General features: G+C 73.0%; 26 protein-coding genes. 7 read left to right on the top strand and 19 right to left on the bottom strand.

Features of this window, described 5'->3' with window-relative positions:
* Window positions 1-5 precede the first annotated feature (5 nt).
* Genes OO60_RS38455 through OO60_RS38405 form a run of 11 tightly spaced genes read right to left on the bottom strand, consistent with a single transcriptional unit; the run spans window position 6 to window position 10,650 of the window.
* Complete coding sequence (locus OO60_RS38455; RefSeq protein ID WP_162186962.1) at window positions 6-674, bottom strand: 4'-phosphopantetheinyl transferase family protein; 669 nt, start codon at window positions 672-674, stop codon at window positions 6-8.
* Window positions 671-1,765, bottom strand: coding sequence for an acyl-CoA dehydrogenase family protein (locus OO60_RS38450; protein WP_240490642.1), 1,095 nt, complete (start codon window positions 1,763-1,765; stop codon window positions 671-673). The genes OO60_RS38455 and OO60_RS38450 overlap by 4 nt, the downstream gene beginning before the upstream one ends.
* A complete protein-coding gene (locus OO60_RS38445) occupies window positions 1,758-2,909 on the bottom strand; it encodes an acyl-CoA dehydrogenase family protein (RefSeq protein WP_003071105.1) in 1,152 nt (383 codons plus the stop codon). The genes OO60_RS38450 and OO60_RS38445 overlap by 8 nt, the downstream gene beginning before the upstream one ends.
* On the bottom strand, window positions 2,906-3,157 hold the full coding sequence (locus OO60_RS38440; protein WP_003071104.1) for an acyl carrier protein: 252 nt from the start codon (window positions 3,155-3,157) through the stop codon (window positions 2,906-2,908). The genes OO60_RS38445 and OO60_RS38440 overlap by 4 nt, the downstream gene beginning before the upstream one ends.
* A gap of 4 nt (window positions 3,158-3,161) precedes the next feature.
* Window positions 3,162-4,427 carry a type III PLP-dependent enzyme domain-containing protein gene (locus OO60_RS38435; RefSeq protein WP_003071102.1) on the bottom strand — a complete coding sequence of 422 codons (1,266 nt, stop codon included), beginning with the start codon at window positions 4,425-4,427 and terminating at the stop codon, window positions 3,162-3,164.
* On the bottom strand, window positions 4,411-5,913 hold the full coding sequence (locus OO60_RS38430; protein WP_003071099.1) for a class I adenylate-forming enzyme family protein: 1,503 nt from the start codon (window positions 5,911-5,913) through the stop codon (window positions 4,411-4,413). The genes OO60_RS38435 and OO60_RS38430 overlap by 17 nt, the downstream gene beginning before the upstream one ends.
* On the bottom strand, window positions 5,910-7,010 hold the full coding sequence (locus OO60_RS38425; RefSeq protein ID WP_033263264.1) for an acyl carrier protein: 1,101 nt from the start codon (window positions 7,008-7,010) through the stop codon (window positions 5,910-5,912). The genes OO60_RS38430 and OO60_RS38425 overlap by 4 nt, the downstream gene beginning before the upstream one ends.
* A complete protein-coding gene (locus OO60_RS38420; protein ID WP_003071093.1) occupies window positions 7,003-8,355 on the bottom strand; it encodes a TrpB-like pyridoxal phosphate-dependent enzyme in 1,353 nt (450 codons plus the stop codon). Before OO60_RS38420 ends, OO60_RS38425 begins: the two co-directional genes overlap by 8 nt.
* On the bottom strand, window positions 8,352-8,639 hold the full coding sequence (locus tag OO60_RS38415) for an acyl carrier protein (protein WP_003071091.1): 288 nt from the start codon (window positions 8,637-8,639) through the stop codon (window positions 8,352-8,354). The genes OO60_RS38420 and OO60_RS38415 overlap by 4 nt, the downstream gene beginning before the upstream one ends.
* The gene (locus OO60_RS38410) at window positions 8,636-9,385 is read right to left on the bottom strand and encodes an alpha/beta fold hydrolase (RefSeq protein ID WP_003071088.1); all 750 of its coding nucleotides are present in this window, start codon (window positions 9,383-9,385) and stop codon (window positions 8,636-8,638) included. Before OO60_RS38410 ends, OO60_RS38415 begins: the two co-directional genes overlap by 4 nt.
* Window positions 9,385-10,650: a glutamate-5-semialdehyde dehydrogenase gene (locus OO60_RS38405; protein WP_003071085.1), complete on the bottom strand. Its 1,266-nt coding sequence runs from the start codon at window positions 10,648-10,650 to the stop codon at window positions 9,385-9,387. The genes OO60_RS38410 and OO60_RS38405 overlap by 1 nt, the downstream gene beginning before the upstream one ends.
* Window positions 10,651-10,830: 180 nt before the next feature.
* Here OO60_RS38405 and OO60_RS38400 point away from each other — a divergent pair, with 180 nt between their 5' ends.
* Genes OO60_RS38400 through OO60_RS38385 form a run of 4 tightly spaced genes read left to right on the top strand, consistent with a single transcriptional unit; the run spans window position 10,831 to window position 14,954 of the window.
* A complete protein-coding gene (locus OO60_RS38400; protein WP_033263212.1) occupies window positions 10,831-11,832 on the top strand; it encodes an aldo/keto reductase family protein in 1,002 nt (333 codons plus the stop codon).
* The gene (locus OO60_RS38395; RefSeq protein WP_003071079.1) at window positions 11,832-12,887 is read left to right on the top strand and encodes a fatty acid desaturase family protein; all 1,056 of its coding nucleotides are present in this window, start codon (window positions 11,832-11,834) and stop codon (window positions 12,885-12,887) included. Before OO60_RS38400 ends, OO60_RS38395 begins: the two co-directional genes overlap by 1 nt.
* Window positions 12,874-14,199, top strand: coding sequence for an O-acetylhomoserine aminocarboxypropyltransferase/cysteine synthase family protein (locus tag OO60_RS38390; protein WP_051767935.1), 1,326 nt, complete (start codon window positions 12,874-12,876; stop codon window positions 14,197-14,199). The genes OO60_RS38395 and OO60_RS38390 overlap by 14 nt, the downstream gene beginning before the upstream one ends.
* Entirely contained in the window at window positions 14,196-14,954 is a 759-nt protein-coding gene (locus OO60_RS38385) for a gamma-glutamyl-gamma-aminobutyrate hydrolase family protein (RefSeq protein ID WP_003071074.1), read from the top strand. The genes OO60_RS38390 and OO60_RS38385 overlap by 4 nt, the downstream gene beginning before the upstream one ends.
* Here OO60_RS38385 and yczE read toward each other — a convergent pair.
* From yczE to OO60_RS38365, 4 genes are read right to left on the bottom strand one after another with little or no spacing between them, the layout of a single operon-like run.
* On the bottom strand, window positions 14,882-15,466 hold the full coding sequence (yczE, locus tag OO60_RS38380) for a membrane protein YczE (protein WP_003071069.1): 585 nt from the start codon (window positions 15,464-15,466) through the stop codon (window positions 14,882-14,884). The two genes, OO60_RS38385 and yczE, sit on opposite strands and share 73 nt — an antisense overlap.
* Entirely contained in the window at window positions 15,463-16,662 is a 1,200-nt protein-coding gene (locus OO60_RS38375) for a hypothetical protein (protein ID WP_156081352.1), read from the bottom strand. The genes yczE and OO60_RS38375 overlap by 4 nt, the downstream gene beginning before the upstream one ends.
* Before the next feature lie 53 nt (window positions 16,663-16,715).
* Window positions 16,716-18,656: an NPCBM/NEW2 domain-containing protein gene (locus OO60_RS38370; RefSeq protein ID WP_003071063.1), complete on the bottom strand. Its 1,941-nt coding sequence runs from the start codon at window positions 18,654-18,656 to the stop codon at window positions 16,716-16,718.
* 52 nt (window positions 18,657-18,708) lie between these two features.
* Window positions 18,709-19,365 (bottom strand): TetR/AcrR family transcriptional regulator, encoded by a 657-nt coding sequence (locus OO60_RS38365; protein ID WP_003071060.1) that lies wholly within the window; start codon window positions 19,363-19,365, stop codon window positions 18,709-18,711.
* A 76-nt stretch (window positions 19,366-19,441) separates the two neighbouring features.
* Between OO60_RS38365 and OO60_RS38360 the strand changes: the two genes are divergently transcribed.
* A complete protein-coding gene (locus OO60_RS38360) occupies window positions 19,442-20,245 on the top strand; it encodes an SDR family NAD(P)-dependent oxidoreductase (RefSeq protein WP_003071055.1) in 804 nt (267 codons plus the stop codon).
* A 19-nt stretch (window positions 20,246-20,264) separates the two neighbouring features.
* Here the strand turns inward: OO60_RS38360 and OO60_RS38355 are convergent, their stop codons facing one another.
* From OO60_RS38355 to OO60_RS38340, 4 genes are all read right to left on the bottom strand, one after another.
* Window positions 20,265-20,909, bottom strand: a complete 645-nt coding sequence (locus tag OO60_RS38355; protein WP_003071052.1) for a helix-turn-helix domain-containing protein — start codon at window positions 20,907-20,909, stop codon at window positions 20,265-20,267.
* Complete coding sequence (locus OO60_RS48025) at window positions 20,906-21,277, bottom strand: hypothetical protein (RefSeq protein ID WP_003071050.1); 372 nt, start codon at window positions 21,275-21,277, stop codon at window positions 20,906-20,908. Before OO60_RS48025 ends, OO60_RS38355 begins: the two co-directional genes overlap by 4 nt.
* Window positions 21,278-21,471: 194 nt before the next feature.
* Window positions 21,472-22,008 carry a helix-turn-helix domain-containing protein gene (locus OO60_RS38345; RefSeq protein WP_003071047.1) on the bottom strand — a complete coding sequence of 179 codons (537 nt, stop codon included), beginning with the start codon at window positions 22,006-22,008 and terminating at the stop codon, window positions 21,472-21,474.
* Complete coding sequence (locus OO60_RS38340; RefSeq protein ID WP_003071044.1) at window positions 22,005-22,337, bottom strand: hypothetical protein; 333 nt, start codon at window positions 22,335-22,337, stop codon at window positions 22,005-22,007. Before OO60_RS38340 ends, OO60_RS38345 begins: the two co-directional genes overlap by 4 nt.
* A gap of 162 nt (window positions 22,338-22,499) precedes the next feature.
* On the opposite strand from OO60_RS38340, the gene OO60_RS38335 reads away from it, so the two are divergent.
* Complete coding sequence (locus OO60_RS38335; protein WP_003071041.1) at window positions 22,500-23,363, top strand: helix-turn-helix domain-containing protein; 864 nt, start codon at window positions 22,500-22,502, stop codon at window positions 23,361-23,363.
* Between the two features lie 21 nt (window positions 23,364-23,384).
* The gene (locus OO60_RS38330; RefSeq protein WP_003071037.1) at window positions 23,385-23,573 is read left to right on the top strand and encodes a DUF397 domain-containing protein; all 189 of its coding nucleotides are present in this window, start codon (window positions 23,385-23,387) and stop codon (window positions 23,571-23,573) included.
* The last annotated feature ends 37 nt before the right edge of the window (window positions 23,574-23,610 follow it).

The raw sequence follows: 23,610 nt of genomic DNA, 5'->3' as shown, positions 1-23,610 counted from the left end.
TGGGGTCAGGGGGCGTGGAAGGCGCAGCTCAGCGGCACGGGGGAGCGGGCGCGCAGGCTCAGCCAGGTGAACCCGCCCCAGCGCCCGGACACCGCGCCGGGCGGGACGTCGATCGCCCACGGCCGCCCGGCCAGCCCGGTGCCGTCGGCCTTCACGCACGCCTCCTGCACGGTCCACACCCAGGCGAACTCCCGCGCCCGCCACGCCCGCGGCAGCGCGGCGAGGACCGGGGCGTGCCGTCCGAGACACCGGCGGACCGTGGAGTCGGCCAGCTGCGCCGGGGGGAGCTGGACGTCGACGCCGACGTCCCCGTGCGCGCACACGGCGGCGGCGATCCGGTCGCCGTCGTGGGAAACGGTGATCCCCGGCAGGTCCGGCGGGCCGGCCAGCCGCGGTTTCCCGGCCGGGTCGGTGCGGATCGGGAGGGCGGCCAGCTCCGGCCGGACGCGCCGGAGCAGCCGCCGGAGCAGGTGCCGCCCGGCGAGGAACTCCGCGCGCCGCCAGCGGGGCCGGGTGCGGGCGTCGGCGAGGTCGGCGGCGAGCACGGCGGGCTCGCCGAGCTCGGCCCGTACGGCCGAAGCGAGCCAGACGCCGGGCGCGATCTCGGTGCCGTCGCCGGTCACCGCCGGAAAGCCGCCACGGGGAAGCGGCGCCCGGCTCGGGCCGGTGTTCATGCGCGCAGGTCCGCCAGCAGCGCCTCGGCGCCGTCCGCGACCGCGCCGAGCATCAGCTCCGTCACGCCGCCGCCGATGCCGAACACCGCCGCCTCCGCGCGCAGCAGCTGGAGGCCGTCGTCGGCGAACCCGTCCGCGCCCCGCCACCGCGCGCAGCGCGACAGCACGTCGTCGGCCGTGAGACCGACCGCGGCCTTCAGCACCGCCGCGCTCGTCAGGTCGTGCTCCTCCACGACCCGCTCGCCCAGTGCCTCGTACAGCGCACGCAGTTCGCGCACCCGCACCAGGCAGCGCGCGAACTCCTGGCGGACGGTGTCGTGGTCCCACAGCGCGCGGCCGTCGACCTCCCGGCGGCTGAGCGCGGTCCTGGTCTGCGCCAGGACCCGGCTGGTGAGCGCGGTGGCCCACTGGGCACCGGCGAGCCGTTCGGTGCCCATGTGCCGGGCGAACAGGGCCAGCCCGCGGCCCGGCCGGCCGAGCACGGCCGACGACGGCAGCCGTACCCCGGAGAACTCGACGTGACCGAGGCCCGCGCCCGCGAGCAGGGTCGTCGCCGCCGGGGTGACCCGCACCCCGGCCGCGTCCGCCGGGACCAGCACCCAGGTGAACGCCGTGAAGTGGCGGCCGGGCCGGTGCCGGGCCAGCACCAGGAAGTACGCCGCGCGGGTCGCCGTCGTCACCCAGCGCTTCGCGCCCTCGAGCCGGACGACGTCCCCGTCGAGGTCGACCTCCGTGCCCAGCCCGGTGAGGTCCGAGCCGGCCGCCGCGGCGTCCGTGGCGGCCAGCGCCACCTCGCATTCGCCGTCGATGGCCCGGTCGAACGCCGGGCCGGGCGCGGTGGCCAGGATCGGCAGCGCGCTCGCCGACTGCACCAGCACGCTCAGCGTGACGCCGTTGTCGCCGCGGGCGTCGACCGCGCGCAGGGTCGCGCCGAGCCGGCCGGGGTCGGCGACCAGCCCGGTGGCGGTGCGCCGCCGGTACTGCTCCCGCAGCACCCCGGCTTCGCCGAGCCGCCGCCACACCTCGCCGCCGCGGGCGCCCGAGTCCATTGTGGACAGCACCGCGCCGTCCAGGAGGGCTGCGTCAGGCAAAACGCACCTCCTGGTCGAGCAGGGTGAGCCGGCCGTCGGCCAGGTGCAGCCGGTCGTTGCTGTAGTTCAGCACCGCCGAGCGCAGGTCACGCAGCGACTGCTCCAGCCGCGTCGGGGAATCGCGCAGGTAGCCGTGGCGCATCCCGACGGCGTCGACGAGTTCGTCGACGGCGCGGTGGCACTCCTCGGCCGCGGTGATCTTGACGGCGTTGATCAGCAGCTGCACCTTCGGCGTGCTGAGGTCCTCGGTGGTCTCGACGACCTCGCGGGCGTGCCCGATCAGCGCGTGCACGGTGTCCAGCCGCTGGCGTGCCCGCGAAAGCCGGGTCAGCAGCAGTTCCGAGCCCAGGTCGGTCCGGCCGCGGCTGCCCCGCAGCGAGCGGATCACGCGGGACAGCGCCCCGGCCGCCGTGCCCAGCCAGCAGGACGCCCAGCCGAGGTGGGCCAGCGGGCCGAACACCGTGGTGACGATGGTGTGGAAGTCGCCGTGGCGCCCGACGACCTGGTGGGCGGGCAGCCGCCCGCGCAGCCGCAGGGCGCCGCTGTCGCTGGCGCGCATGCCCAGCGGGTCCCAGCCGCCCGCCTCCTCGATCTCCAGCTGGTCGCGGGCGGCGTAGACGAGCGACACCTGGTTGTCCGCCTCGGCGTCCGGGGCGCGCATCGTGATCAGGAACCCGTCGGCGTGCTTGCCGCCGGTGACGATCGGGGCGAAGCGGTCGACGAGCAGTTCGCCGTCGCGCCAGGCCGCGGCGGACTCCGCGGTCAGCAGGTGCCCGCCCTTGCCCGCCTCGGTGGTGACCGAGCCGAGGTAGAGCCGGCCCGCGGCGAGCTCGGGCAGCAGTTCCGCGCGCAGCCGGCCGTCGGCGTGCGCGAGCACCGCGGCCACCTGCTGGCAGTGCATCGCGAAGATCATCGCCAGTGACATGTCGACGCGGCCCAGCTCGGTGCTGGTCGCCAGCACGTCGGCCAGCGAGCCGCCGAGGCCGCCGTCCCCGGCGGGCACCAGCAGGCCCAGCAGGCCGGTGGCACGCAGTTCGTCCAGCGCCTGCACCGGGAACGCGGCGGCCGCGTCGGTCTCGCGGACGTGCTCCTCGGCGACCTTGGTGACACGCCCGACGAGCTCGGTGAGCGGGGCGGTGGTCACGACGTCACCCCCTCGCGCGCCAGCTGGGCGTGCACCGCGTTCCACAGGGTGGCCCCGGTGGCGAAGGTCGCGTCGGTGATGTCCTCGTCCGGCAGCGAGATGCCGAACACGTCCTCGATCTCGAACAGCACGTTGATCGACTGCATCGAGTCGAGCCCGCGCTCGCGCAGCGAGTCGTCCGGGCCGAGCTCGCGGCCGTTGAGGAACTTGAGGTACGGGGTGAGCAGTTCGGCCATGCGGGGGTCCATCGGTTCACTCCTCATTTCCGGGGTCAGTGGTCCTGACCAGTTCCACGCGGGAGGTCCGCGCGGGGGCGCCGGGGCGGTCGCCGTCGACGACGACTTCGACCGGCAGGGGGTGGCCCAGGAAGGCGACGAGGCTGGCGCACAGCCCGTAGGCGCCGACGTTCGGCACCGTCACCAGGTCGCCGGGGCTCAGCTCGGGCAGCTTCGCGGTGCGGTGCCAGGTGTCCAGCGGCGTGCACAGCGGGCCGGCGACGAGCGCGTCCAGCACGGGCGGCCCGGCCGGGCCGAGCACGTGCGGCGAAAGCGGCGGCAGCCGCCGCATCCCCGACATGCCGCCGAGGTGGTTGATGCCGGACTCGAGCACGACGATGTCCTTGCCCTGCGACCGCTTGACGTCCAGCACCGCGGTGACGAGCGTGCCCGCCGTGCCGACCAGGTAGCGGCCGGACTCGAACACCACGTCCAGGCCCCGCTCGCGCCAGCCCGGCAGCTTCTCGGCGAGCAGCGCTTCGAGCCCCTCGCGCAAGCCGGGCAGTTCGCCCGCGGTGCCCTCTTTCGCGAAGGGGGCGCCGAACCCGCCGCCGAGGTCGAACGTCCGGAGCCGGACCCCGTGCGGCGCCAGTGCGTCCCGCAGCCGCGCGGCGGTGTCCAGCGCGCGGCCGAACTGCCCGATCAGGTCGTCCACCGCGGTCAGGTTGGTGCCCATGTACAGGTGCAGCCCGGACGCCTCGGCGTGCTCGCCCCCGGCGAACCGGGCGGGCTCGGCCAGGATCCAGCCGGTGTCGGCGCCGAACTGCGAGGGCACGCCGGTCATCGCCAGGCCCTGGCCCGGCACCGGCTGGTCGTCGTTGACCCGCAGCAGGTAGCGGGCCCGGACCCCGGCCTCGCCGGCGAGCCGGTCGAGCTGGGCGACCGCGTGCGGGGAGTCCACGGAGAACTCGCGCACCCCGGTCCGCAGCGCGGCCGCGACCTCGGCGTCGCGCTTGGCCGGGCCGGTGTAGAGCACCTGATCACCGTTCCAGCCGGCGTCGAGCGCGGCCCGCAGCTCGCCGGAGGAGCAGACCTCCGGGCGGGCGCCGGCTTCGCGCAGCGCACCCAGCACGTCCGGGTGCGGGTTGGCCTTGAGCGAGTACAGCAGCCCGGTGCCGGCGGGCAGGGCGGCGTCGAGCCGCCGGTGGTTGCGGCGGACCTCGGCCAGGTCGTAGACGTAGGCGGGGGTCGGGATCCCGGCGAGGTCCGCGACCGCCGCCGAGCGTTCAGCGAGCGCTTCCACTGGACGCCTCCTCCGCGATCGTGGCCAGCGCCTTGCGGTCGACCTTCCCGTTGCCGGTCAGCGGAAGCGCTTCCACCCGCAGGCAGCTCGCCGGGATCTTGAACTCCTCGATCCGGGTGCGCATCCCGTCGAGCACGCCCTCGGCGGCCAGCTCGCCGGTGACGAACAGCCAGGCCGGCCGGGTGTCCTTCGGCACCAGCACGGCGGCTTCGCGGACGCCGGGCACGCCGCGGGCGGCGGTCTCGACTTCCGTGGCGCTGACGCGGAACCCGCGCTCCTTGTAGATGTCGTCGCGGCGGCCGTCGAAGTAGAGGTAGCCCTGCTCGTCGAGCCGGCCGTAGTCGCCGGTGCGCAGTTCCGGGAACAACCCGGCCACGCGCGGGAACTTCTGCGCGGTCAGCTCCGGGCGGCGCCAGTACCCGGCCATCACGTTCGGGCCGCGCACCACGATTTCGCCGATCTCCCCGGCGGGCAGCCGCTCGCCGGCCTCGTCGATGACGAACACCTCGGTCCCGGGCAGGGCGCGGCCGCTGGAGCCGGGCCGGTCCAGATCGCCGTCGACCGGCATGATGGTGGCGCGCTTGCATTCGGTCAGCCCGAACATCAGCTGCACCCGCAGCGTCGGAATGGCCGCGCGGAGCGATTCCAGGGTGCCGGTGGGCATCGCCGCGCCGGTGTTGGTGAGCAGCCGCAGGGCGGGGGCGGGCTTCGGGCGGCGCCGCAGCAGCGCGCTGAGCGCCTCGGCGACGGCCGGGACGGCGGGCAGTACGGTCGCGTTCGCGCGGACCAGGTTGCGCACCAGCGACGGCCCCACCTCGGTGGGCGCGCCCAGTACCAGCTGCGAGCCCGCCGTGACGGACAGGAACACCTGGTACAGCCCGTAGTCGAAGGACAGCGGCAGCGGGCTGTAGACGACGTCCTCGGTGCGGTACTCCAGCACCGACGCGATCGCCCCGGCGGCGAACAGCAGTTGCTGGTGGGTGCTGACCACGGCCTTGGGCAGCGACGTCGTGCCCGAGGTGTAGATCAGGCACACCGGGTCCACCGGCAACGGGGGAGCGGGCAGGGTCACGTCGGCACCGGGCCCGGCGGCGAGGTCTTCCACCGAGGCCGCGGGGACGCCGGCGGCGTCGGCCGAGCGCCGCACGTCCTCGTCGCCGGTCACCACCAGCACCGGCTCGGAATCGGCCAGCACGTGGTCGAGGCTGTGGCCGCGGACCTGTTCGTGCAGCAGGGAAAACGCGACGCCGGCCCGGGCGGCGCCGAAGACCACGGCGGGCAGCAGCGTGCTCGCCGGGGCGTTGATCAGCAGCCGGTCCCCGCGGCGGGCGCCGCGGGCGGTGAGCGACTCGGCGACGCGCCGGGCGGCGGTCGCCAGCTCGGCGTAGGTCACCGAAGCGTCCCGGCAGGTCAGCGCGGTCCGGTGGGGCCACAGCCGGGCGGCGTGGTCGAGCAGTTCGTGGAGCACCCGGGGGGAGTGGGTCATCGTGATCCTCCTGCGTCGAGGACGGCGCGGCAGAGGCCGTCGACGTGGGTGAGCTTTTCCGGGACCAGGTCCTCGGCGGCGAACTCGACGCCCAGGTCGCTTTCCAGCCGCTCGACGATCTCCATCATGCGGAAGGAGCTGAACCCGGGGATGTCGCCGAGCGTGCGGTCGCCTTCGGCGGGCCCGGCGCCCAGCACGGTCCGGATCACCGAGGTGACGGACTCGCGCACCGCCGGCGGCACCTCTCCGGAGTCCACTGTGGACTCCGTGGGCGGCGTGGCGGCGTCGAACGCCGTGTGGTCCGCGGCGAGGCAGTCGGCGAGCCGGCCGAACACCGAGCGCGGTTCGTCGCGGCCCGCGGCGACCCGGCGGCTCGCCAGGTAGACCTGCTTGGCGAGCGCGTCCCACTCGGCCAGGTGCGCCCGGACCGCCTCGGTGTCCGTGCCCAGCGCGGCGGCGTGCAGCCGGCGGCTGCGGGTGAGCAGCCAGGTCTGCAGCGTCAGGCCCCGCAACGCCCGCACCCGGTCCGGGAAGTCGGCGTACGCCGCCACGTACGTCCCGGCGTCGGCCAGCTGCACGAGCGGCGTGCGCTCGGCCGGGCGGTCCGTGGCGGTGATGTCGTACGCCAGCGCGCCTTCGGGCAGGGCTTCGGCGAGTTCCGCGCGGCCGAGTGTCCACCGGCCCGGCCGGGCCGCACCCCACTGGGTGTCGTTGTGGTAGCCGTCGACGACGGCGACGCCGTCGCCGTCCGGCTCGACCAGGAAGCTGTGCTGCAGGTGCTCCTTGCGGTGGTAGGGGACCCAGGGGAGGTGGTAGGCGTCCGCCACGGCGTAGCAGCCGGGGCCGGGGCCGAGCTGGTCCACGGCGGCGATCCGCGCCCGCCGGGTGACGCGCAGCCCCAGCAGGTCGGCGGATTCGGCCACCTGCGAGTCGACCGTCGGCTCGACGGTGGGCAGCCCGTCCGCGCCCGGCCGGGGCCAGAACCGCAGGACCCGGCCCAGCGCGAGGTGCGTGCCCGGGCCGTGCCGCCGGTCGGCGAGTTCGGCCAGGTTCACCTGGACGCAGTCGAAGAGGCGGTGGTCCAGTGCTTCAGGCATGACGACCACTCCCCGCGACCGCCAGCCCGGGCACGGGCTCCAGCCGGTCCATCGCCGTCACCAGCGCCTCTTCGGCCGGCGGCTCGGTGCTGAGCTCGCCGTCGAGCAGCTGCTGGTAGGCGGCCAGGTCCAGGTAGCCGTGCCCGCTCACGCAGGCGACGACGCCGCGGGCGGACCCGCCGCCGGCGGCCAGGCGCGCGGCGACGGCCAGCGCGTGCCCGGACTCGGGTGCGGGCAGCACCATCTCCGACCGCGTGAACGCCTGCCCGGCTTCCAGGGCTTCGACCTGCCCGACCGCCTGCGCGGTGACCTGGTCCCGGTGCCGCAGGGCGGAAATGAGCTTCGCGGCGCCGTGGAAGCGCAGGCCCGCCGAGTGCGAGTCGGGGATCGGGTAGGAGCTGCCGATCGTGTACATCGCCTCCATCGGGCTGACGCCGGTGGCGTCGGTCTTGTCGTAGGCGTAGACCCCGCGGGTGAGCTTCGGGGTGGTGCTCGACTCGGCGGCCACCAGCCGCGGGCCCTCCGTCCCGGTCGCGGCGGCTTCGGCGAAGAACGGCAGCGCGATCCCGCCGAAGTTCGAGCCGGCGCCGACGCAGCCGACCACACTGTCCACAGTGGCCTCCAGGCCGGCGAGCTGCTCGATGGCCTCCAGCCCGATCACGGACTGGTGGAGGATGCTGTAGGTCTCGCCGCTGCCGATGCAGAACGCGGCCCCTTCGGTGCGCCCGGCGTACTCGACGGCTTCGCCGATGGCCAGTGCGAGGCTGTTCACCCCGCCGCCGGTGCGGGCGGCCACCTCGGTCAGCTCGCTGGGGCTGGCGTGCACGGTGGCGCCGAGGCTGCGCATCAGCGTGCCCCGGTAGGGCTTCTTCTGGAGGCTCGTGCCGACCATGAACACCCGGCAGCGCAGCCCGAACATCGCGCAGGCGGCGGCGAGCGCGGTGCCCCACTGCCCGGCCCCGGTCCCGGTGACCAGTTCCTTCACGCCGGCCTTGGCGTAGTAGTACGCCTGCGCCAGTGCGGTGTTCAGCTTGTGGCTGCCGGAGATGTTGCCGCCTTCGTATTTGACGTAGATCGGCACCCGCGCGCCGACCGCGTCCTCGAACCGGCGCGCCCGCCACAGCGGGGTGGGCCGGAAGCTGCGGTAGGCGTCGAGCACCTCGGCCGGGATGTCCCAGAACTCGCGGTTCTGCGAGGACTGGCGCACCAGCGCGAACGGCAGGTTCACCGACACGCCGGCGTCCGCGCCGGCCGCGGTGGCTTCGGGACTGCGGTCGGGCGGCAGCGGCTCGTCCAGGTGCGGCAGCACGCTGCGCCAGCTCGTGGGCAGGGACACGGTGCTCATCGCGCCTCCTCGGGCTCGCCGGCGCCTTCGGCGACGACGTCGACGAGGTCGTCGACCGTCCGGAAGGTGCGCCCGACGAACAGGTCGTCGGGCAGGGTGACGTCGAGGGCGTCCTCGAGGTGCACCAGCATGCCGACGAAGCCGAGCGAGTTGATGCGCAGCAGGTCGCCGTTGAGCGGTTCGTCGCCGGGGATCTCCTCCGGTGTCAGCGAAAGCCGGGATTCGGCGATCACCACGCGTTTCACCGAGTCGGAGACCGTGGGGCGATCTGGTCCGGTCGTCATCGTTTCCCTCCAAGGGTTTGCGGGGTCTTCGGGGTTTCCGTGCGTTCTCCGGTCAGGAATTCGTCGAGGTGCGCGAGCACGGCCGGAAGCGCTTTCCGGCCGAACACGTCGAAGTGGCCGCAGTCCAGTTCGCGGGTCCGCAGCCGAGCCGACAGCCGGGTCCAGTTCTCGACCTGGGTGCGCCGGTGCGGGCTCGCGCAGGCCATCAGCAGCGCCGGGCCGGGGTGGGTGGTGGTCACCCGGTGCCGTCCGGACGCGGTGACGTGGGCGTGCGCGGTGGCCTCGGCCCACGGCTGGTCCCGGCGGGCGACCCGGGCGTGCACCGACCGCATGATCCGGTCGACGACGTCGTCGCGCCGGCCGGGCGTGCGGAACTCGTCCCGGCGGGTGAAGCTGTCGATCATCACGACCGCGGGCGCCGGACCGGTTCCGGCGAGCCGTGCGCCGAGCTCCCAGGCGAGCACCCCGCCCATGGACCAGCCCACCAGCAGGTCCGGGCGGCGCGGCAGGGTGTCCAGCAGCGGCAGGTACCGCCGCGCCATCACGTCGATCGCGGTGTCGGGCCGCTCGCCGGCGAACAGGCCGCTGGCGCGGATCCCGCTCACCCCGCCGCGGCGGGAAAGCCGGACGGCCAGCGGCGTGTACGGGCTCAGCCCGCCGCCACCGGGGTGCACGAGCACCGCCTGCGGGGCCTGCGGGCGCCGGCTGAGCGGCACCAGCAGCGGCGGCCGGGCGGGGGCGGTCATCAGCTCGCCTCGCGCAGCCGGCCGTGCGCCTCGACCACCCAGCAGTAGTTCACCAGCGCGGCCAGGGTGATCGGCCCGCGGGCGTGCAGCCTGCTGGTGCTGATCGCGATCTCCGAGCCCAGTTCCAGGGTGGGGCCGTCGTTGAGCCGCAGGGATCCGTTGACGACGATGGTGGCCGCGTCGACCCGGTCGGTGAACGCCGCCGTGACCGCCGCGTCGGTGGCGGCGATTGCCTCGCTGTGCCCGGAGCCGTACCGCTGGATGAACGCCACCGCCTCGTCGGGCGAGTCGACGGCCACGACACCGATCGTGCTGTCGAGGAACTCCCGGCCGAAGTCGTGCTCGCCCAGGGCTTCCACCCGCCACGACCCGGTGGTCTCCGGCCGGCGGATGCCGTCGCCGACCCGCACGGTCAGCGGCCGCCCGTCGCGGCGGGCGCCGTCCAGGAGCGCGGCGACGAAGTCGTCGGCGACCGGCCGGTCGACCAGCGCGATCTCCAGGGACGTGCACCCGGCCGGGGCGGGCAGCTTGCTGTCCAGCGCGATCGCGACCGCCTGGGCCGGGTCGGCGCTCGAGTGCACGTAGAGGTGGTTGACCCCGCCGCCGCTGGCCAGCACGGGGATGGTGCTCGCCCGGTGGCAGTAGTCGATGAGTGACGGGCTGCCGCGGGGGATGAGCACGTCGATCGCGTCGGGGCGGCGCAGCAGTTCCCGCAGCAGGGCGCGGCTGGGGTCGTCCAGCACGGTGACCAGTCCCGCGGGTAGCCCGGCGTCCGCCAGCGCGGCGGTGACGACGCCGCCGAGCTCGGTGTTGGTCCGCGCGATCTCCTTGCCCCCGCGCAGGATCACGGCGTTCCCGGCCGCGACGTTGAGCAGCGCCCCTTCGACGGTGACCGTCGGGCGGGCCTCGAAGATCATCAGCACCACACCCAGCGGCCGGGGTACGCGGTGCCGCACGCCCCAGTCGCCGATCGGCGTGCCCGGCGGGCGGCGGGTGAGCTCGGCCAGTTCCCCGGCGACCGTCGAGGTCAGGGTCACCAGGTCGGTCAGGTGCTCCCGGGTCAGCCGGAGCCGGTCGACGAGCACATCGGGGAGACCCTGCTCCCGCGCCCGGCCGACGTCGGCGTCGTTCGCCGCGCGGATCCGGGGCCACGCCGCGGCCAGCCGGCGGGCGAGCCCGGTGCAGAACCGCCCGTACGCTTCGTCGCCGAGCGGTGGTGCCGCCACGGTCGCCGCCCGTGCGGCGCCGATGATCTTGTCCGTCATTTTTCCCCGCTCTCGATTTTCGTCAGATACCTCACGCTCTCAGCGGAAAATGATCGTGGCAAATGTGATCATGGCCCGGTTGATAGGCTCATCAACACTTTCTATGACGTCATCGACGGCCCCTTGTTCCGCGATTCCAAACGTTGACTGCGCGGAAATTTCCTTGGAGTGTCTAGGAACATGGAACATCGTCGATTGGGCCGCAGCGGCCTCTCAGTGAGCAGGATTTCGTACGGCAACTGGATCACCCACGGATCCCAGGTGGCCGAGGAACAGGCGAAGAAATGCGTGGAAGCGGCGCTGGACGCCGGGATCACCACGTTCGACACCGCCGACATGTACGCGAACACCCGCGCCGAAGAAGTGCTGGGCCGCGCCCTGACGGGCCTGCGCCGGGAGAGCCTGGAGATCTGCACCAAGGTGTACTGGCCGACCGGCCCGGGCGGGCCCAACGACCAGGGCCTGGGCCGCAAGCACATCATGGAGTCGGCGCACGGTTCCCTGCGCCGGCTCGGGACCGATTACCTCGACCTCTACCAGGCCCACCAGTTCGACCCGACGGTCGAGCTGGAAGAGACCATGCTGGCCTTCGCCGACCTGGTGCGCCAGGGCAAGGTGCTCTACGTCGGGGTGTCGGAGTGGACCGCCGAGCAGATCACCCGCGCCGCCGCGCTGGCGCGCGAGCTGCGCGTGCCGCTGATTTCCAGCCAGACGCAGTATTCGATGCTGTGGCGGGTCATCGAGGCGCAGGTCATCCCGGCCTGCGAGCGCGAGGGGATGGGCCAGCTCGTCTGGTCGCCGATGGCCCAAGGCGTGCTGACCGGCAAGTACCTGCCGGGCGAGCAGCCGCCGGCCGGGTCCCGCGCCACCGACGGCGAGGGCAGCGGCTACATGGTCCGCTGGCTGCAGGACGACGTGCTGCGCCGCGTGCAGGAACTGCGCCCGGTCGCCGAGCAGCTCGGCCTGACCATGGCGCAGCTGGCGCTGGCCTGGGTGCTGCAGAACCCCAACGTCGCCACGGCGATCACCGGGGCCTCGCGCCCCGAGCAGCTCACCGACAACATCAAGGCGGCCGACGTCGTGCTCGACGCCGCCGTCATGACGAAGATCGACGAGCTGCTCGACGGCGTCAGCCGGTTCGATCCCACCCTCATCGGCGTCCCGCTGACCGCCCTCGTCTGATGCCGGGCACCGAGTGGGCCTACGACGGCAGGCGGTACCGGGCGCACCGCTTCCCCGCCGGCGTGCAGGCCGGGCTGAAACCCCTCAACCGCAGCGACAACTGGCACGCCGGGCTGGCCTGGCTCGAGGACGCCGCCTGGATCGCGGCCTGCGTGTGGCTGTGCGTCGCCGTGTCGTGGTGGTGCTACCCGCTGGCGGTGCTGGTCATCGGCGCCCGCCAGCGGGGGCTGTCCACGATCCTGCACGACTGCGCCCACGGCGTCGGCGCGGCCGACCCCCGGCTGCGCATGCTGCTCGGCACGGTGCTGACCGCGTACCCGATCTTCCAGCAGCACTACGCCTACAAGGTTTCGCACGTGTTCACCCACCACCCGCGGCTGGGCGATCCGGACCGCGACCCGGACCTGCGGTTCTTCATCGAGCAGGGCGCCTACCGGGCCGTCTCGCCGCGGGCCTACGTCCGCCGGGTGGTGCTGGTCCCGCTGCTCGGCAGCCAGACGTGGGCCTACCTGCGGTACCTGGTCCGCAACCGGTACCGGGTGCTGCGCGGCGGCCGCGCCGAGCAGGTGCCGCAGGTCCGGCGCCGCAAGCGCCTGCTCGACCGCGCCGGGTTCTGGCTGTTCTGGGCGGCCGTCTTCGGCGTGTGCTGGTCGCAGGGCCGGACGGCGGAGCTGCTGCTGTTCTGGTTCGTGCCCTACCTGACCAGCTTCCAGATCCTGGGCTGGTACATCGAGCTCTCCGAGCACACGCCGCTCGTCCGGGACGCCCGCGTCGACCTGCACATGACGCGCAACCGCAAGAGCCGCGGCTGGGAGAAGTTCCTCACCGGCATCCACAACGACAACTACCACCTGGAACACCACCTCGACCCGCGCACGCCGTTCTGGAACCTGGGCAGGGCGCGGCGGGTGCGGCTGGCCGATCCGGACTACGCCGCGGTCGACGCCGCCCTGGGCGGGCTGTTCACGCGCGGGCCGCAGGGCCAGCCGAGCGCCGTCAGCGCGATCGTGGCGTCCATGGCCGAACCGAGGGAGCACGCTCATGCCGGTCGCTGACCGACCCGCGCCGAAGGAGTACCGGCGCCCGGAGTCCGCGGTGCTGCACGCGGGCGCCGAACTGCGCACCGGGCCGACCGCCCCGGTGATCACGCCGATCTTCCAGACCGCCGCCTACGAACTGCCCGGCACGGCGACCGCGGCGGCCATCTTCGACCTCACCGAGGACGGCCACGCCTACACCCGCCTCAACAACCCCACCTGCGACGTCCTCGAAGCGCGGATCGCCGCGGCCGACGGCGCGCCCGCGGCGCTGGCCGTCAGCTCCGGCCAGGCGGCGACCACCATCGCGCTGCTCAACCTGTGCCGGGCCGGGGACAACATCGTCAGCTCCGACGAGCTCTACGGCGGCACGTGGAACCTGCTGGCCAACACCTTCGCCCGGTTCGGCGTCGAGACGCGGTTCGTCAGCCCGGCGGACCCGAAGAACTTCGCCGCCGCCACCGACGAGCGCACCCGCTGCTGGTTCGGCGAAACGCTGCCCAACCCGAAGCTGCGCATCTTCCCGATCGAGGACGTCGCCGGGCTCGCGCACCAGGCCGGGGTGCCGCTGGTGCTGGACAACACGCTGCTGCCGATGGTCTGCCGCCCGCTGGAGTTCGGCGCGGACGTCCTGGTGTACTCGGCGACGAAGTACATCGGCGGTCACGGCAGCGCACTGGGCGGGCTGATCGTGGACGGCGGCACGTTCGACTGGACCCGCCACGCCGCCCGGCACCCGCTGCTGACCGAGCCCGATCCGGCGCACGGCGGCGTCGTGTGGACCGAGACCGGCGCCGGGCTCGGCAGCGCGCTGGGCCGCAGCCCGTACCTGCTCAAGGCGCGGGAAACGCTGCTGCGCGACCTCGGGTCGTGCCTGAGCCCGTTCAACGCCTTCCTGCTGATCCAGGGGATCGAGACGCTGCCGCTGCGGATGCGGGCGCACGGGGAGAACGCGGCCGCGGTGGCCCGGTTCCTCGCGGCGCACCCGGCGGTGGCCTCGGTCCGCCACCCGAGCCTGGCCGGGCAGGAGGAGCTGCTGGGGCGCTACCTCGGCGGCAACGGCGGGCCGCTGGTGCAGTTCGAGCTCACCGGCGGCCAGCCGGCGGGCCGCCGGTTCATCGAGGCGCTGCGCTTGTTCGCGCACGTGACGAACATCGGCGACGTCCGGTCGCTGGCGACGCACCCGGCGTCGACCACGCACGCCCAGCTGCCCGAGGCCGACCAGCTCGCGGCGGGTGTGACGCCGGGCTCGATCCGGTTGTCGCTGGGCCTGGAGCACGCCGACGACCTGCTCGAAGACCTCGCGCAGGCGCTGGAGCGGGCCCGATGAGCCCGCGGCCGCTGGTGGCGCTGGCCGCGTCGGCCGAACCGGTCGACGACGTCTCGCACATCGCCGTGCGCGAGGTCTACGTCCGGGCGCTGGAACGGATTTCCGGCTGCGCGGTGGCGGTGGTCGGCGGCCCGGCACCGTACCTGGCGGACCTGCTCGGCCGGTTCGACGGCGTGGTGTTCGGCGGCCACCGGATCGACGTGCAGCCGGCCCGCTACGGCGGCCCGCCGCGGCTCGCCCCGGCGGACCCGGCCCGCGACGAACTCGCGCTCGGGGTCCTGCCGGCCGCGTTGCGGGCGGGGCTGCCGGTGCTCGGGATCTGCCGTGGCCTGCAGGAACTGAACGTGGCACTGGGCGGCACGCTGCGGGATCTGCCCGGCGGTTCGCACCGCGAGGACCTCTCGCAGCCCCGGGACCGCCAGTACCTGCCGGCGCACGAAGTCCGCCTGAGCGAAGGCGGGGTGCTGCGGCGGCTGCTGGGTGCGCCGGCGGTCCGGGTCAACTCGCTGCACCACCAGGCGATCGACCGGCTCGCGCCGGACCTGCGGGTCGAGGCGGTGTCCGCGGACGGCGTGATCGAGGCGGTCTCGACGGATGCCGGCTGCCTGGCGGTGCAGTGGCACCCGGAGTGGTACGCCGGCCGCGACCCGGTGTCCACGGCGCTGTTCCGCGAGTTCGGCCGTCAGGCCTTTTCCCGGTCCATGGCGAGCATCGGCATGAACAGCTGGGCGAGCGGCCCGATGGCGCAGGCGTAGAGGACGGTCCCGATCCCGACGGTGGCCCCGAGCAGGAACCCGATCAGCAGCACGGCGAGTTCGATGCCCCACCGCACGGCCCAGATCGGGTACCCGCGCGCGGCGAGCCCGGTCATCAGCCCGTCCCGCGGCCCCGGTCCGGCCTGCGCACCGAGGTAGAGGCCGGTGGCGAACCCGTTGAGCACGACCCCGCCGACGAGCACGGCCCACCGCAGCCAGAGGCTCCCGAACGGAGGCAGGACGGCGAGGGTGAGGTCCATGGAGGTGCCGACGAGCAGGATGTTGCAGAGGGTGCCGATGCCGGGCTTCTGCCGCAGGGGAATCCAGAGGAGGAGGACGGCGGCGCCGATGATGTTGGTCCAGACGCCGATGCTGAGGCCGACGGTCCGGGTGAGCCCTTGGGCGAGGGCGTCCCAGGGCTCGACGCCGAGCCCGGCGGCGACCACGAGGGCGTCGCTGATGCCGTAGAGGACGAGGCCGGTGAGGAGCTGGGTGACTTGGCGGGCTTTCACTTGCCGCCCTTGAGGAAGGTGAGGGCATCGGGGAACCGCGAGATCTCGTCCGGGTAGCGCCGGCCGGCGGCGGTCAGGACGAAGGTCGCCAGCCACGCGCCGGTGACGGTCAGCAAGGGCACGTCCACGGAGGCCGGGAAAACGTGGAAACGCCACTGCACCAGTGCCGCTGCCAACGGGATGCTGGCGACGGCCACCTTCACAGCCAGGCGTTTCGCCGAAGCGATCCGGTTGCGGATGGTGTAGGCGGCTCGGTCGGGATCGTCCGGGAGATCGCCGAGGTTGCCGGACAGCAGGGTTTCGGCGAGCCGGATCGTCTTGAGGAGGTACCGCTCGCGGGTGGCCGCCTCCGGCAGAACCAGGCCGGCGCACAGGATTTCGACTGATTGCCCGGCGTGCAGGCACCGCCGTTTGAGTTCCGCGACGGCGAGCGGGCTGCGCACCGGCATGGTCCGCCACAGCCCGTACTGGAGGATGCGGGCGACTTCGTGCGTGTGGGTGACGAGCTGGTATCTCGTTCGCGGTCGCCTGAACTGTTCCGGATCGCACGCGAGTTCGATGCACTGAAACAGGGTGTTCACCGCCGTCGCGACCGGGTTGTGCCGCACCTGGCGCCGCCGTTCGGACCGCATGACGATCGGTGCCAGCAGGAGGTAACCGGTCAGGAGGACCGAGAATAGCAAGACGGCCTGGGTCGCAGCATAGAGCAACAGGTTTTCCCGGAAATTCCCGGCGATCGCGTGGACCGGGCCTTCGCCTGCCACTTCGCCGTACACGATCAAGCCGGCCGCTGTCTCCAGCACGACGAGGAAAAGCGTAGACGCAAGTATCCCTGCCCTCGGAAAGTGCTGCAACACCCACTGAAGCACGAGCCACGGCGGCAGGCTGAGGAGGGAGAACGCGAGTACGCCGAACAGCGCCCAGAACACGGTCTCCGATGGCGCGAAATGGTCAGCAACCAGGAAGGCGAGGACCCAAAAGGCTGCGATAGCCGTCAAGCCGCCGAAAAGCTCCCCGCGCGCCGACCGGACCCTTTCCCGGACGATCCAGCGTCGGAGTTGCCGATACCGCACCAGATCCAGATCGACCGGAACGCCCAGCTCCGCGACGACCCCGCAGACCACAGCCTGCCTGCCGTAACCCTCTTCGATGTGGCCGCGGAACACCGTCGCCCGGCCCGGCGGATCCTTGCTCAACCACCAGGCCCGGACCCGCCGGCGGGTCCGGGACCAGGTCTGCTTTCCTCTCGTCAGCACGTGATGTACGGCGACAACCAGTCACCCCAGTCCCCGGCCGAGCCGTCACTCGCGTCGTCCACCGCCAATGCCAGCACCTGCACCCCCGTCACCGGGACCGCGAGGTACTGCGATGCATCCCCGTGCCGCATGTCCCCGGTCGCCTCCAGTTCCACCCCGTCGCCCAGGACCCGGAAGCCCAGCGTCCCGTTCGGCCCGCGGTCGTCCACGCCCACCGTGGCCGTGAACCACTTGCACTTGCCGCCCAAGTAGTACCGGACCACCGAGGGTGCGTGCGCGCCGAGGCCGCCGTGGGCATCCGTCTTGCCGTTGATCGTCAGGGGGTGGCCGTTGTCCGTGCTGTCGCGCTCGACCGGGCCCAGGCCGTTCTCGCTGGACATCCACGGCTGCGTGTTCAGCAATCCGTTGGTGTACGGCTGGTTCGGCGCGAGCAGCAACGGCGACTCCGCCGACGCCGCCGAACTACGCGCACCCGAAACCGTCGTGTACGAGACGACGACCGGCATCTTGAACGGCTGCGTCGCCGTCGAGATCGGGTGCAGCGTCACCGCCGTCTCCCACGTGGCACCGGGCTCGACGGTCCCGGTGGATGCCTCGGCGGGGCCGTCGAACTGCCACTCCGCCGGCGCGGTCAGCTGCAGGTGGGCGGCCGTCACCGGGGTCGAACCCGTGTTGGTGAACCGGATCGTCGCCGTCACCGGACGGTCCGGCGGGACGGAGTCGGGCAGCTCGGCCGTCAGGGACGTCCGGGGTGCCGCGGTCACGTTCGCCGGCCACACCCGCAGGACCGTGGCCGCGTGGCGGCCGACCGTTCCGCCCAGTGCTCCGGTCGTTTCGGTCTCGTCGCCGGTCCACAGGTCGCGGACGCGGTAGCCGGGCGCCGCCGGGAGGCCGGCGTCGGCCACCGACGTCGTGATCGGCGCGGCCAGGTCGCCGCGGTTGAACAGCACCAGCACCGCCGAGCCGTCGGACATCGGTTTCGTCCACACTTCGGTCCACCCCGTGTCGCGCACCTTGTGCCCGGGGACGCCCGCCCAGTCCCGGTCGACGGCGATGATGTCCGGGTTGCCGAGTTCGGCGGCCGGGAGGGTGGTGTCGGCCGCCAGCGCCATGTCGGTCAGCAGGGGCGCGTTGAGCACCGCCCACAGCCCGAGCTTCGCCTGGCGTTCGCCGGTGTCGAGGTAGCTGAAGGTGAACGCGCCCGGCATGTTCCAGCCACCCGGGCCGTTGTAGCCCTCCAGGCCGTACTGCTTGTCGAGGCTGCCCGCCGAATACCCGAAGTCGAACGTCGGGTTCTTGTACGTCCGCCAGACCTGCGCGCCGGCCGCGCGCGCCCACAGCCACGGGCTCAGGTTGCGGTCGGTGTCGTCGACCTCGAGGGTGATCGGCCGCCCGGTGCGCCGGAGGGCGTCCGCCATCTTCCTGACCCGGCCCGGCACGTCGGCGTTGACGCTGGAACACGTGTCGTAGCGCAGGTAGTCCGCGCCCCAGCCGGCGAGGGTCTGCGCGTCGAGGTCCTCGTGGTCGAGCGAGCCCGGTGCCTGGCCGCCGCAGGTCCGCTCGCCGGTGCCGCTCAGGAAACCGATCTTCAGCCCGCGCGCGTGCACGTAGTCCACCAGTGCCGGGATACCGGACGGGTAGCCGGTGCCCGCGGTGAGCTTGCCCTCGGCGTCACGTTGTGCCGCCTGCCAGCAGTTGGGCAGCAGGACGTACTCGTACCCGGCGTCCCGCAGCCCGGAGGTGACGAGCTGGTCGGCCGCGGCCTTCACGCGGTCCTCGCCGAACTGGTAGAGGCAGTAGGAACTCCCGGCGCCCCAGGTGATCCCGAGCGGGGGTCTTTCCCCGGGCACCGGATCCGGTGGCGTATCGGCCGCGGCCGGAACCGCGGTGGCGGTCAGGAAAACGGCGCAGAGCAGCACGGCGAGCCGTCGCATGGATCCCCCTCCAGGAGCGGACAAGACTCCCAGGATTGCCGGGCGGCCCGAATCAGGTCAAGCCGGGCAAAATTCCCCTGGCGGCTCCCGTGCGGGTCAGCCCGGCCTCGGCGAAAGCGAGCACTTCGTCGACGAGGGGCGAAAGATCGCTCGTCGACGACTGGGCCCGGCCTTCGCGCGTCACGTAGATCTCGCGCAGGCCCGCGACCACGGTGACGGCGGTGAGCCGGGGGAGCAGCGCGTCCGCGGGCAGGCCGATGTCCGCGCCGATCCCGCCGGCCACCAGGACTTCCAGGTCGCGGTAGCCGGCGCGGGCACGGCCGCGGAGGTCGTCGTCGGCCATCAGCAGGCCGGCGCGCAGGGCGCGGCGCTGCCAGATGTGCGCCGGGTCCAGCCCCGAGTCGCGGTCGCGTTCGTCGAGGGCGCGCATGGTCGCGTGCATCCAGTCGCGGACCGCGTCGAGGGTGCTTCCCGGCCGCTCGCGCAGCCGTCCGGCGAGGGACTCCGCGGTGAACGGGTCGTCGGCGAACAGCAGGTCGTCCTTCGCCGGGAAGTGCAGCGTCACCGTGCGCGTCGCCACGTCGGCCCGCGCGGCGATCTGCGCGATCGTCGTTTCCCGGTAGCCCTGGCTCGCGAAGAGGTCCAGGGCCGCTTCCTGGATGCGGGACCGGGTCTGGGCCTTCTTGCGCTCACGGCGGCCGTCGCTCATGCCCACAGCTTAGCATGAGATGCATTAATGCAGTCCATGCTACTGTTAGCTCAGGACGTAGAGAGGAAGGGTTGTCGTGACGAAGAACTGGTTCATCACCGGAACCTCCAAGGGCTTCGGCCGGGAGTGGACCGAGGCGGCGCTCGAGCGCGGCGACCGGGTGGCGGCCACCGCACGGGACGCCGCAAGCCTGCGCCCGCTCGTCGAGCGGTACGGCGACGCCGTGCTGCCGCTGCAGCTCGACGTCACCGACCGCGGCGCCGCCGCCGGTGCGGTGCGGCGGGCGGTCGCCGAATTCGGCTCCTTGGACGTGCTGGTCAACAACGCCGGGTACGGCCACTTCGGGATGGTCGAGGAACTCACCGAGGAGGAGGTCCGCGCGCAGCTCGAGACGAACTTCTTCGGCGCGCTCTGGCTGACCCAGGCGGCCCTGCCCGTCCTGCGCCGCCAGGGCCGCGGCCGGATCATCCAGGTCACCAGCGAGGGCGGCATCCGCGCGTTCCCCGGCATCGGCGCCTACCACGCGTCGAAGTGGGCCGTGGAAGGGCTTTCCGAGTCCCTGCGGCAGGAGGTCGCGGGGTTCGGGATCGACGTGATCTGCCTGGAACCTGGCCCGTACCGGACCGACTTCGGGGGCGCGAGCGTCCGGCAGAGCGAGCCGGACCCGGCTTACGACGGGGTGCGCGAGGCGACCCGGATCGAGTGGGACCTGGGCGATCCGCGGGCGACCCGCGCGCCGATGCTGGAACTCGCCGACACCGACGACCCGCCGCGGCGGATGTTCTTCGGCAAGTCGTTCGCGGCGGTCGAAGCCGAGTACCGGGAGCGGCTCGACGGCTGGCGCAAGTGGGAGCCGGTTGCGCTGGCCGCGTTCGGCTGAGCCGCCGCGGATTCGCCGCTCAGCGGGGTGTCTCCCGGGCCCGGTCGAGCGCTTTCCGGTGCAGCCGCGAGAAAGTCGCGCGGTAGCGTTCGATCGTGCGCGGGTCGCCGAGGTGGATCCGCGTGTGTTCGTGCCGGAGGACCACCGTGATCGTGCCGGACGCGAGTTCGAGGATCCGGAAGCCGTGGCTCGTGCCGGCGCCGTCCGGCACGACGTGGACCGTGACGTGCGTCGGCGGGGGAGCGCTGTCGGCTACCCGCGAGGCGGCTTCGCCCACCAGGACGATTCCCGGTGGGGCCGACGGCGGCACCGCCGGGACGGCGTGCGGCGCCCACTCCCACCCGCGGACCGCGTATTTTTCCGACAGCGGCGGCAGATCGCCCGCTTCCGGGCCGAGGTCCTCGACGTACGCCGCCTGGTCGCTCTGCCGGTGCAGCTGCATCAGGTGCCGGTACTCCACCGGCTTCGCCTGCAGGTAGCCCAGGATGTACGCGGCGGCCTCCGCCGGGGGACGGCGGGTGCCCAGTTCCCACGCCGACAGGTCGGCGGCGGCCAGGCCCAGCTTGCGGGCCAGGGCGCGCAGGCCCAGTCCCCGTGTGGTGCGCAGGTCACGGAGACCGCTGCCCAGCAGGAGCAGCGCCGGGCGCAGGGGCGGTTTCGTCATGCGGTTTCCCGATTCGTGTGGAAGAGGTGCCGTGGGGGCGCCAGGATCCCGGCGTCGACGTCGTCCGCGTGCGAGCGGAGCAGGTCGGCCAGGTCCTCGGCCTGGTCGGCGAAGGCGCGTTGCTCGTCCGGGCCCGCCGTGCCGTCGGCGAGCCGGGTGGTGAGCACGCCGATCCGGACCTGGGTGGCGCGGAGGAGGTCGACGAGGTGGTGCGTGGCGCGGGGCATGGCGGCTCCGGATGGGGCGGGACGGTCCGGAAAGGACAGTCGGCGTAGCCCGCCGAGGACGCGGCACAGGAGCACGAACTCCGGGTGCTCGGCGAGCCGCAGGTCGGGTTCGGACGGCCACGCGGGTGCGGACGGCGGCACGCCGGTCACCACCTCGGGACGGGACGGGGCGAAAAGGGACGTGACTGAGGGGGTTGACCCGCGTCGGTGACAACCGGCCGCGGCCGGGCACCCGTTCGCTACCGTCGACGGGCCGGGCCCAGCAGCGCCCGGCACCGGCGGCTTCCTTCCCGGACGTGGTTTCCCTCCAGTCTCCACGCCGGGGAGGAAGCCGCTCACCGGGGAAGCCCGCGGACGTGGGCGAACGACTCGTCGTAGCACCGCCGGAGCACCTCCCCGTGGTCGAGGCCGAGTGCGTGGCCGAAGATGGCGAACGCGACGAGCGGGATCGCCCGGCTCCCGCGTTCCCAGTGCCCGAGGACGGCCGGGCTGTAGCCGACGCCGCCGGCGGCGACGACCTGCGCCCGCGACCACCCGCGCAGCCGCCGCGCGGCCAGCAGTTCCGCGCCGAGGGTGGCCCGGAACTGGCGGGTGGACAGCGCGACGACGGTGCCGCGCGGCGGGTGCAGCGCCGGGGAACCGGCCGGGTGCGGCTGTCCTCTTGGGACGGTGCCGGTCTCCTGGAACACCCGCACCCAGCGCCGGATCGTCGTCGGCGAGACGTTCGCGCGGGCGGCCGCGTCGGCCTGGGAACGGCCGTCGTACCAGTGCTGGACGGCGGCGGCGCGGACGCGGCGGCCGCGATCGGCGTCCCGCGCGGCGGTGGCGAGGGCGCGGCGCTGCCGGTCCGACAGTGGGGGACGCAGTGTCATGGCGTGTCCTCGCCGGCCCAGCCCAGCACGGTGAACAGCACCTCGTCGGGGGCGCCGGTGACCGGGCCGCGCAGCGGCACGGTGCCGGGCGTTCCCCAGTCGCCCGGCGCGAACCGGGCGCCGATGGCCTGCATCGGGTCCTTGCCTGCTTCGATGACCACGACGTCGTCGTGCGTGGCGGTGGTCCGCCGGCCGAGCAGCTCGTGCGGTGCGGCCGAGCCGGCCGGGCGCGCCTGCCACGTCCAGCCCCGTTCCCGGGCGACGGCGATGGCGCCGCTCGCCCGTTCCCACGCCGCGGGCACCTGTCCCCACGCATCCGTGCTGCTCATGTGGTTCCTCCCCGGCTGGCTGGTCGTGCCCTCACTGTCAGGCAAAATTGCATGTCATGCAAGCGGGACAATCTGTAAATTTACAGAGTCAGCCGATCGAGTGACCGCGCAACTTGACGCGGCTGCCGTAGGCTCGGCGTCGATTTCGAGGAGAGGAGCACCGTGCCCGACGAGGTCAAGGCGAAGACGTCCGGTGTCCGCATGCGGCGGATCGCCCGCACGATCGCGGCCTGGCGGCTGGAAAGCGGTCAGGACCAGGTCGAGGTGGCGAAGGCGGTCGGCTGGTCGAACGCCAAGCAGTCGCGCATCGAGACGGCCAAGCTGCCCATCACCCCGGCCGACGTGATGACGCTGGCCCTGCACTTCAGCCGCCCGCCGGACGAGCGCGACGCCCTGTTCCGCGACGCGCAGACCGCCCACAGTTCCCGCTGGCTGGAGCAGATTTCGGCCGACGCGTTCGCCGCGGACGTGCGCGAGTACGTGGCCCTGGAGTCCGAAGCATCGGAGGTGCGGATCTTCAAGATCGATGTCGTACCCGGCCTGCTGCAGACCGAGGACTACGCCAGGGCGATTTCGAAGCTCGGCTCGGCACCGGATGACGAGCAGTTCGAAGGGCGGGTTCAGGCGCGCATCCGCCGCCAGGCTCGCCTGCAGGACGAGGCGCCGCTCGGCGTGCGGTGCGTGCTGACCGAAGCAGTGCTGCGGATCCAGGTGGGTGGCCGCGAAACCTGGCTCGGGCAGCTGCGCCGGATCGCCGAGCTCATGGAGCTGCCGAACGTCGACATCAGGTTCCTGAAGAGCGAGAACGGCGCCTACCGCGCGATGGGCTACCCGTTCAGCGTCTTGGGTTTCGACGACAACGAACCGGACATCGGCTACATCGAACTGCTTTACGCCGGTGTGTACCTTGAGCAGAAGGCGGAGGTTCAGCCGTACGTCGAAGCTTTCGATGAACTCTGGATGTCAGCCGAGGAGCCGGACGGATCCCGTGAACTGCTGATGGAGATCATCGGAGCGGCCGAGTGACCAAAAGACTGGAGACCCAACGTGAACGACACCCAACTGCCGGAGGCAGTGTGGCGCAAGAGTAGCTACAGCGGCGAAGGCGGCAACGAGTGCGTCGAGGTGGCGATCCTCGGCGACGGTGCTGCCGTCCGTGACTCGAAGGACCCGCAGGGCGGGTACTTCACCGTGCCGGAAGCGGCCTATTCGGCGTTCCTGGCTGCCGTCAAGTAGCGAAGCACGGGCGAGCGCCGGGGCTGGCCGGTGCTCG

This window comes from Amycolatopsis vancoresmycina (genome assembly GCF_000716785.1).
In the GTDB taxonomy this organism is placed as follows: Bacteria; Actinomycetota; Actinomycetes; order Mycobacteriales; family Pseudonocardiaceae; genus Amycolatopsis; species Amycolatopsis vancoresmycina.
Note: the sequence above shows the minus strand (reverse complement) of the source record. Positions and strands in the feature narration are given on the sequence as shown.

Bases quoted from the DNA above. Each gene is read 5' to 3' on its own strand.
- OO60_RS38455 (WP_162186962.1), bottom strand. From the start codon at position 674: ATGAACACCGGCCCGAGCCGGGCGCCGCTTCCCCGTGGCGGCTTTCCG.
- OO60_RS38440 (WP_003071104.1), bottom strand. From the start codon at position 3,157: ATGGACCCCCGCATGGCCGAACTGCTCACCCCGTACCTCAAGTTCCTC.
- OO60_RS38430 (WP_003071099.1), bottom strand. From the start codon at position 5,913: ATGACCCACTCCCCCCGGGTGCTCCACGAACTGCTCGACCACGCCGCC.
- OO60_RS38425 (WP_033263264.1), bottom strand. From the start codon at position 7,010: ATGCCTGAAGCACTGGACCACCGCCTCTTCGACTGCGTCCAGGTGAAC.
- OO60_RS38420 (WP_003071093.1), bottom strand. From the start codon at position 8,355: ATGAGCACCGTGTCCCTGCCCACGAGCTGGCGCAGCGTGCTGCCGCAC.
- OO60_RS38415 (WP_003071091.1), bottom strand. From the start codon at position 8,639: ATGACGACCGGACCAGATCGCCCCACGGTCTCCGACTCGGTGAAACGC.
- OO60_RS38410 (WP_003071088.1), bottom strand. From the start codon at position 9,385: ATGACCGCCCCCGCCCGGCCGCCGCTGCTGGTGCCGCTCAGCCGGCGC.
- OO60_RS38405 (WP_003071085.1), bottom strand. From the start codon at position 10,650: ATGACGGACAAGATCATCGGCGCCGCACGGGCGGCGACCGTGGCGGCA.
- OO60_RS38400 (WP_033263212.1), top strand. From the start codon at position 10,831: ATGGAACATCGTCGATTGGGCCGCAGCGGCCTCTCAGTGAGCAGGATT.
- OO60_RS38395 (WP_003071079.1), top strand. From the start codon at position 11,832: ATGCCGGGCACCGAGTGGGCCTACGACGGCAGGCGGTACCGGGCGCAC.
- OO60_RS38390 (WP_051767935.1), top strand. From the start codon at position 12,874: ATGCCGGTCGCTGACCGACCCGCGCCGAAGGAGTACCGGCGCCCGGAG.
- OO60_RS38385 (WP_003071074.1), top strand. From the start codon at position 14,196: ATGAGCCCGCGGCCGCTGGTGGCGCTGGCCGCGTCGGCCGAACCGGTC.
- OO60_RS38370 (WP_003071063.1), bottom strand. From the start codon at position 18,656: ATGCGACGGCTCGCCGTGCTGCTCTGCGCCGTTTTCCTGACCGCCACC.
- OO60_RS38365 (WP_003071060.1), bottom strand. From the start codon at position 19,365: ATGAGCGACGGCCGCCGTGAGCGCAAGAAGGCCCAGACCCGGTCCCGC.
- OO60_RS38355 (WP_003071052.1), bottom strand. From the start codon at position 20,909: ATGACGAAACCGCCCCTGCGCCCGGCGCTGCTCCTGCTGGGCAGCGGT.
- OO60_RS38345 (WP_003071047.1), bottom strand. From the start codon at position 22,008: ATGACACTGCGTCCCCCACTGTCGGACCGGCAGCGCCGCGCCCTCGCC.
- OO60_RS38340 (WP_003071044.1), bottom strand. From the start codon at position 22,337: ATGAGCAGCACGGATGCGTGGGGACAGGTGCCCGCGGCGTGGGAACGG.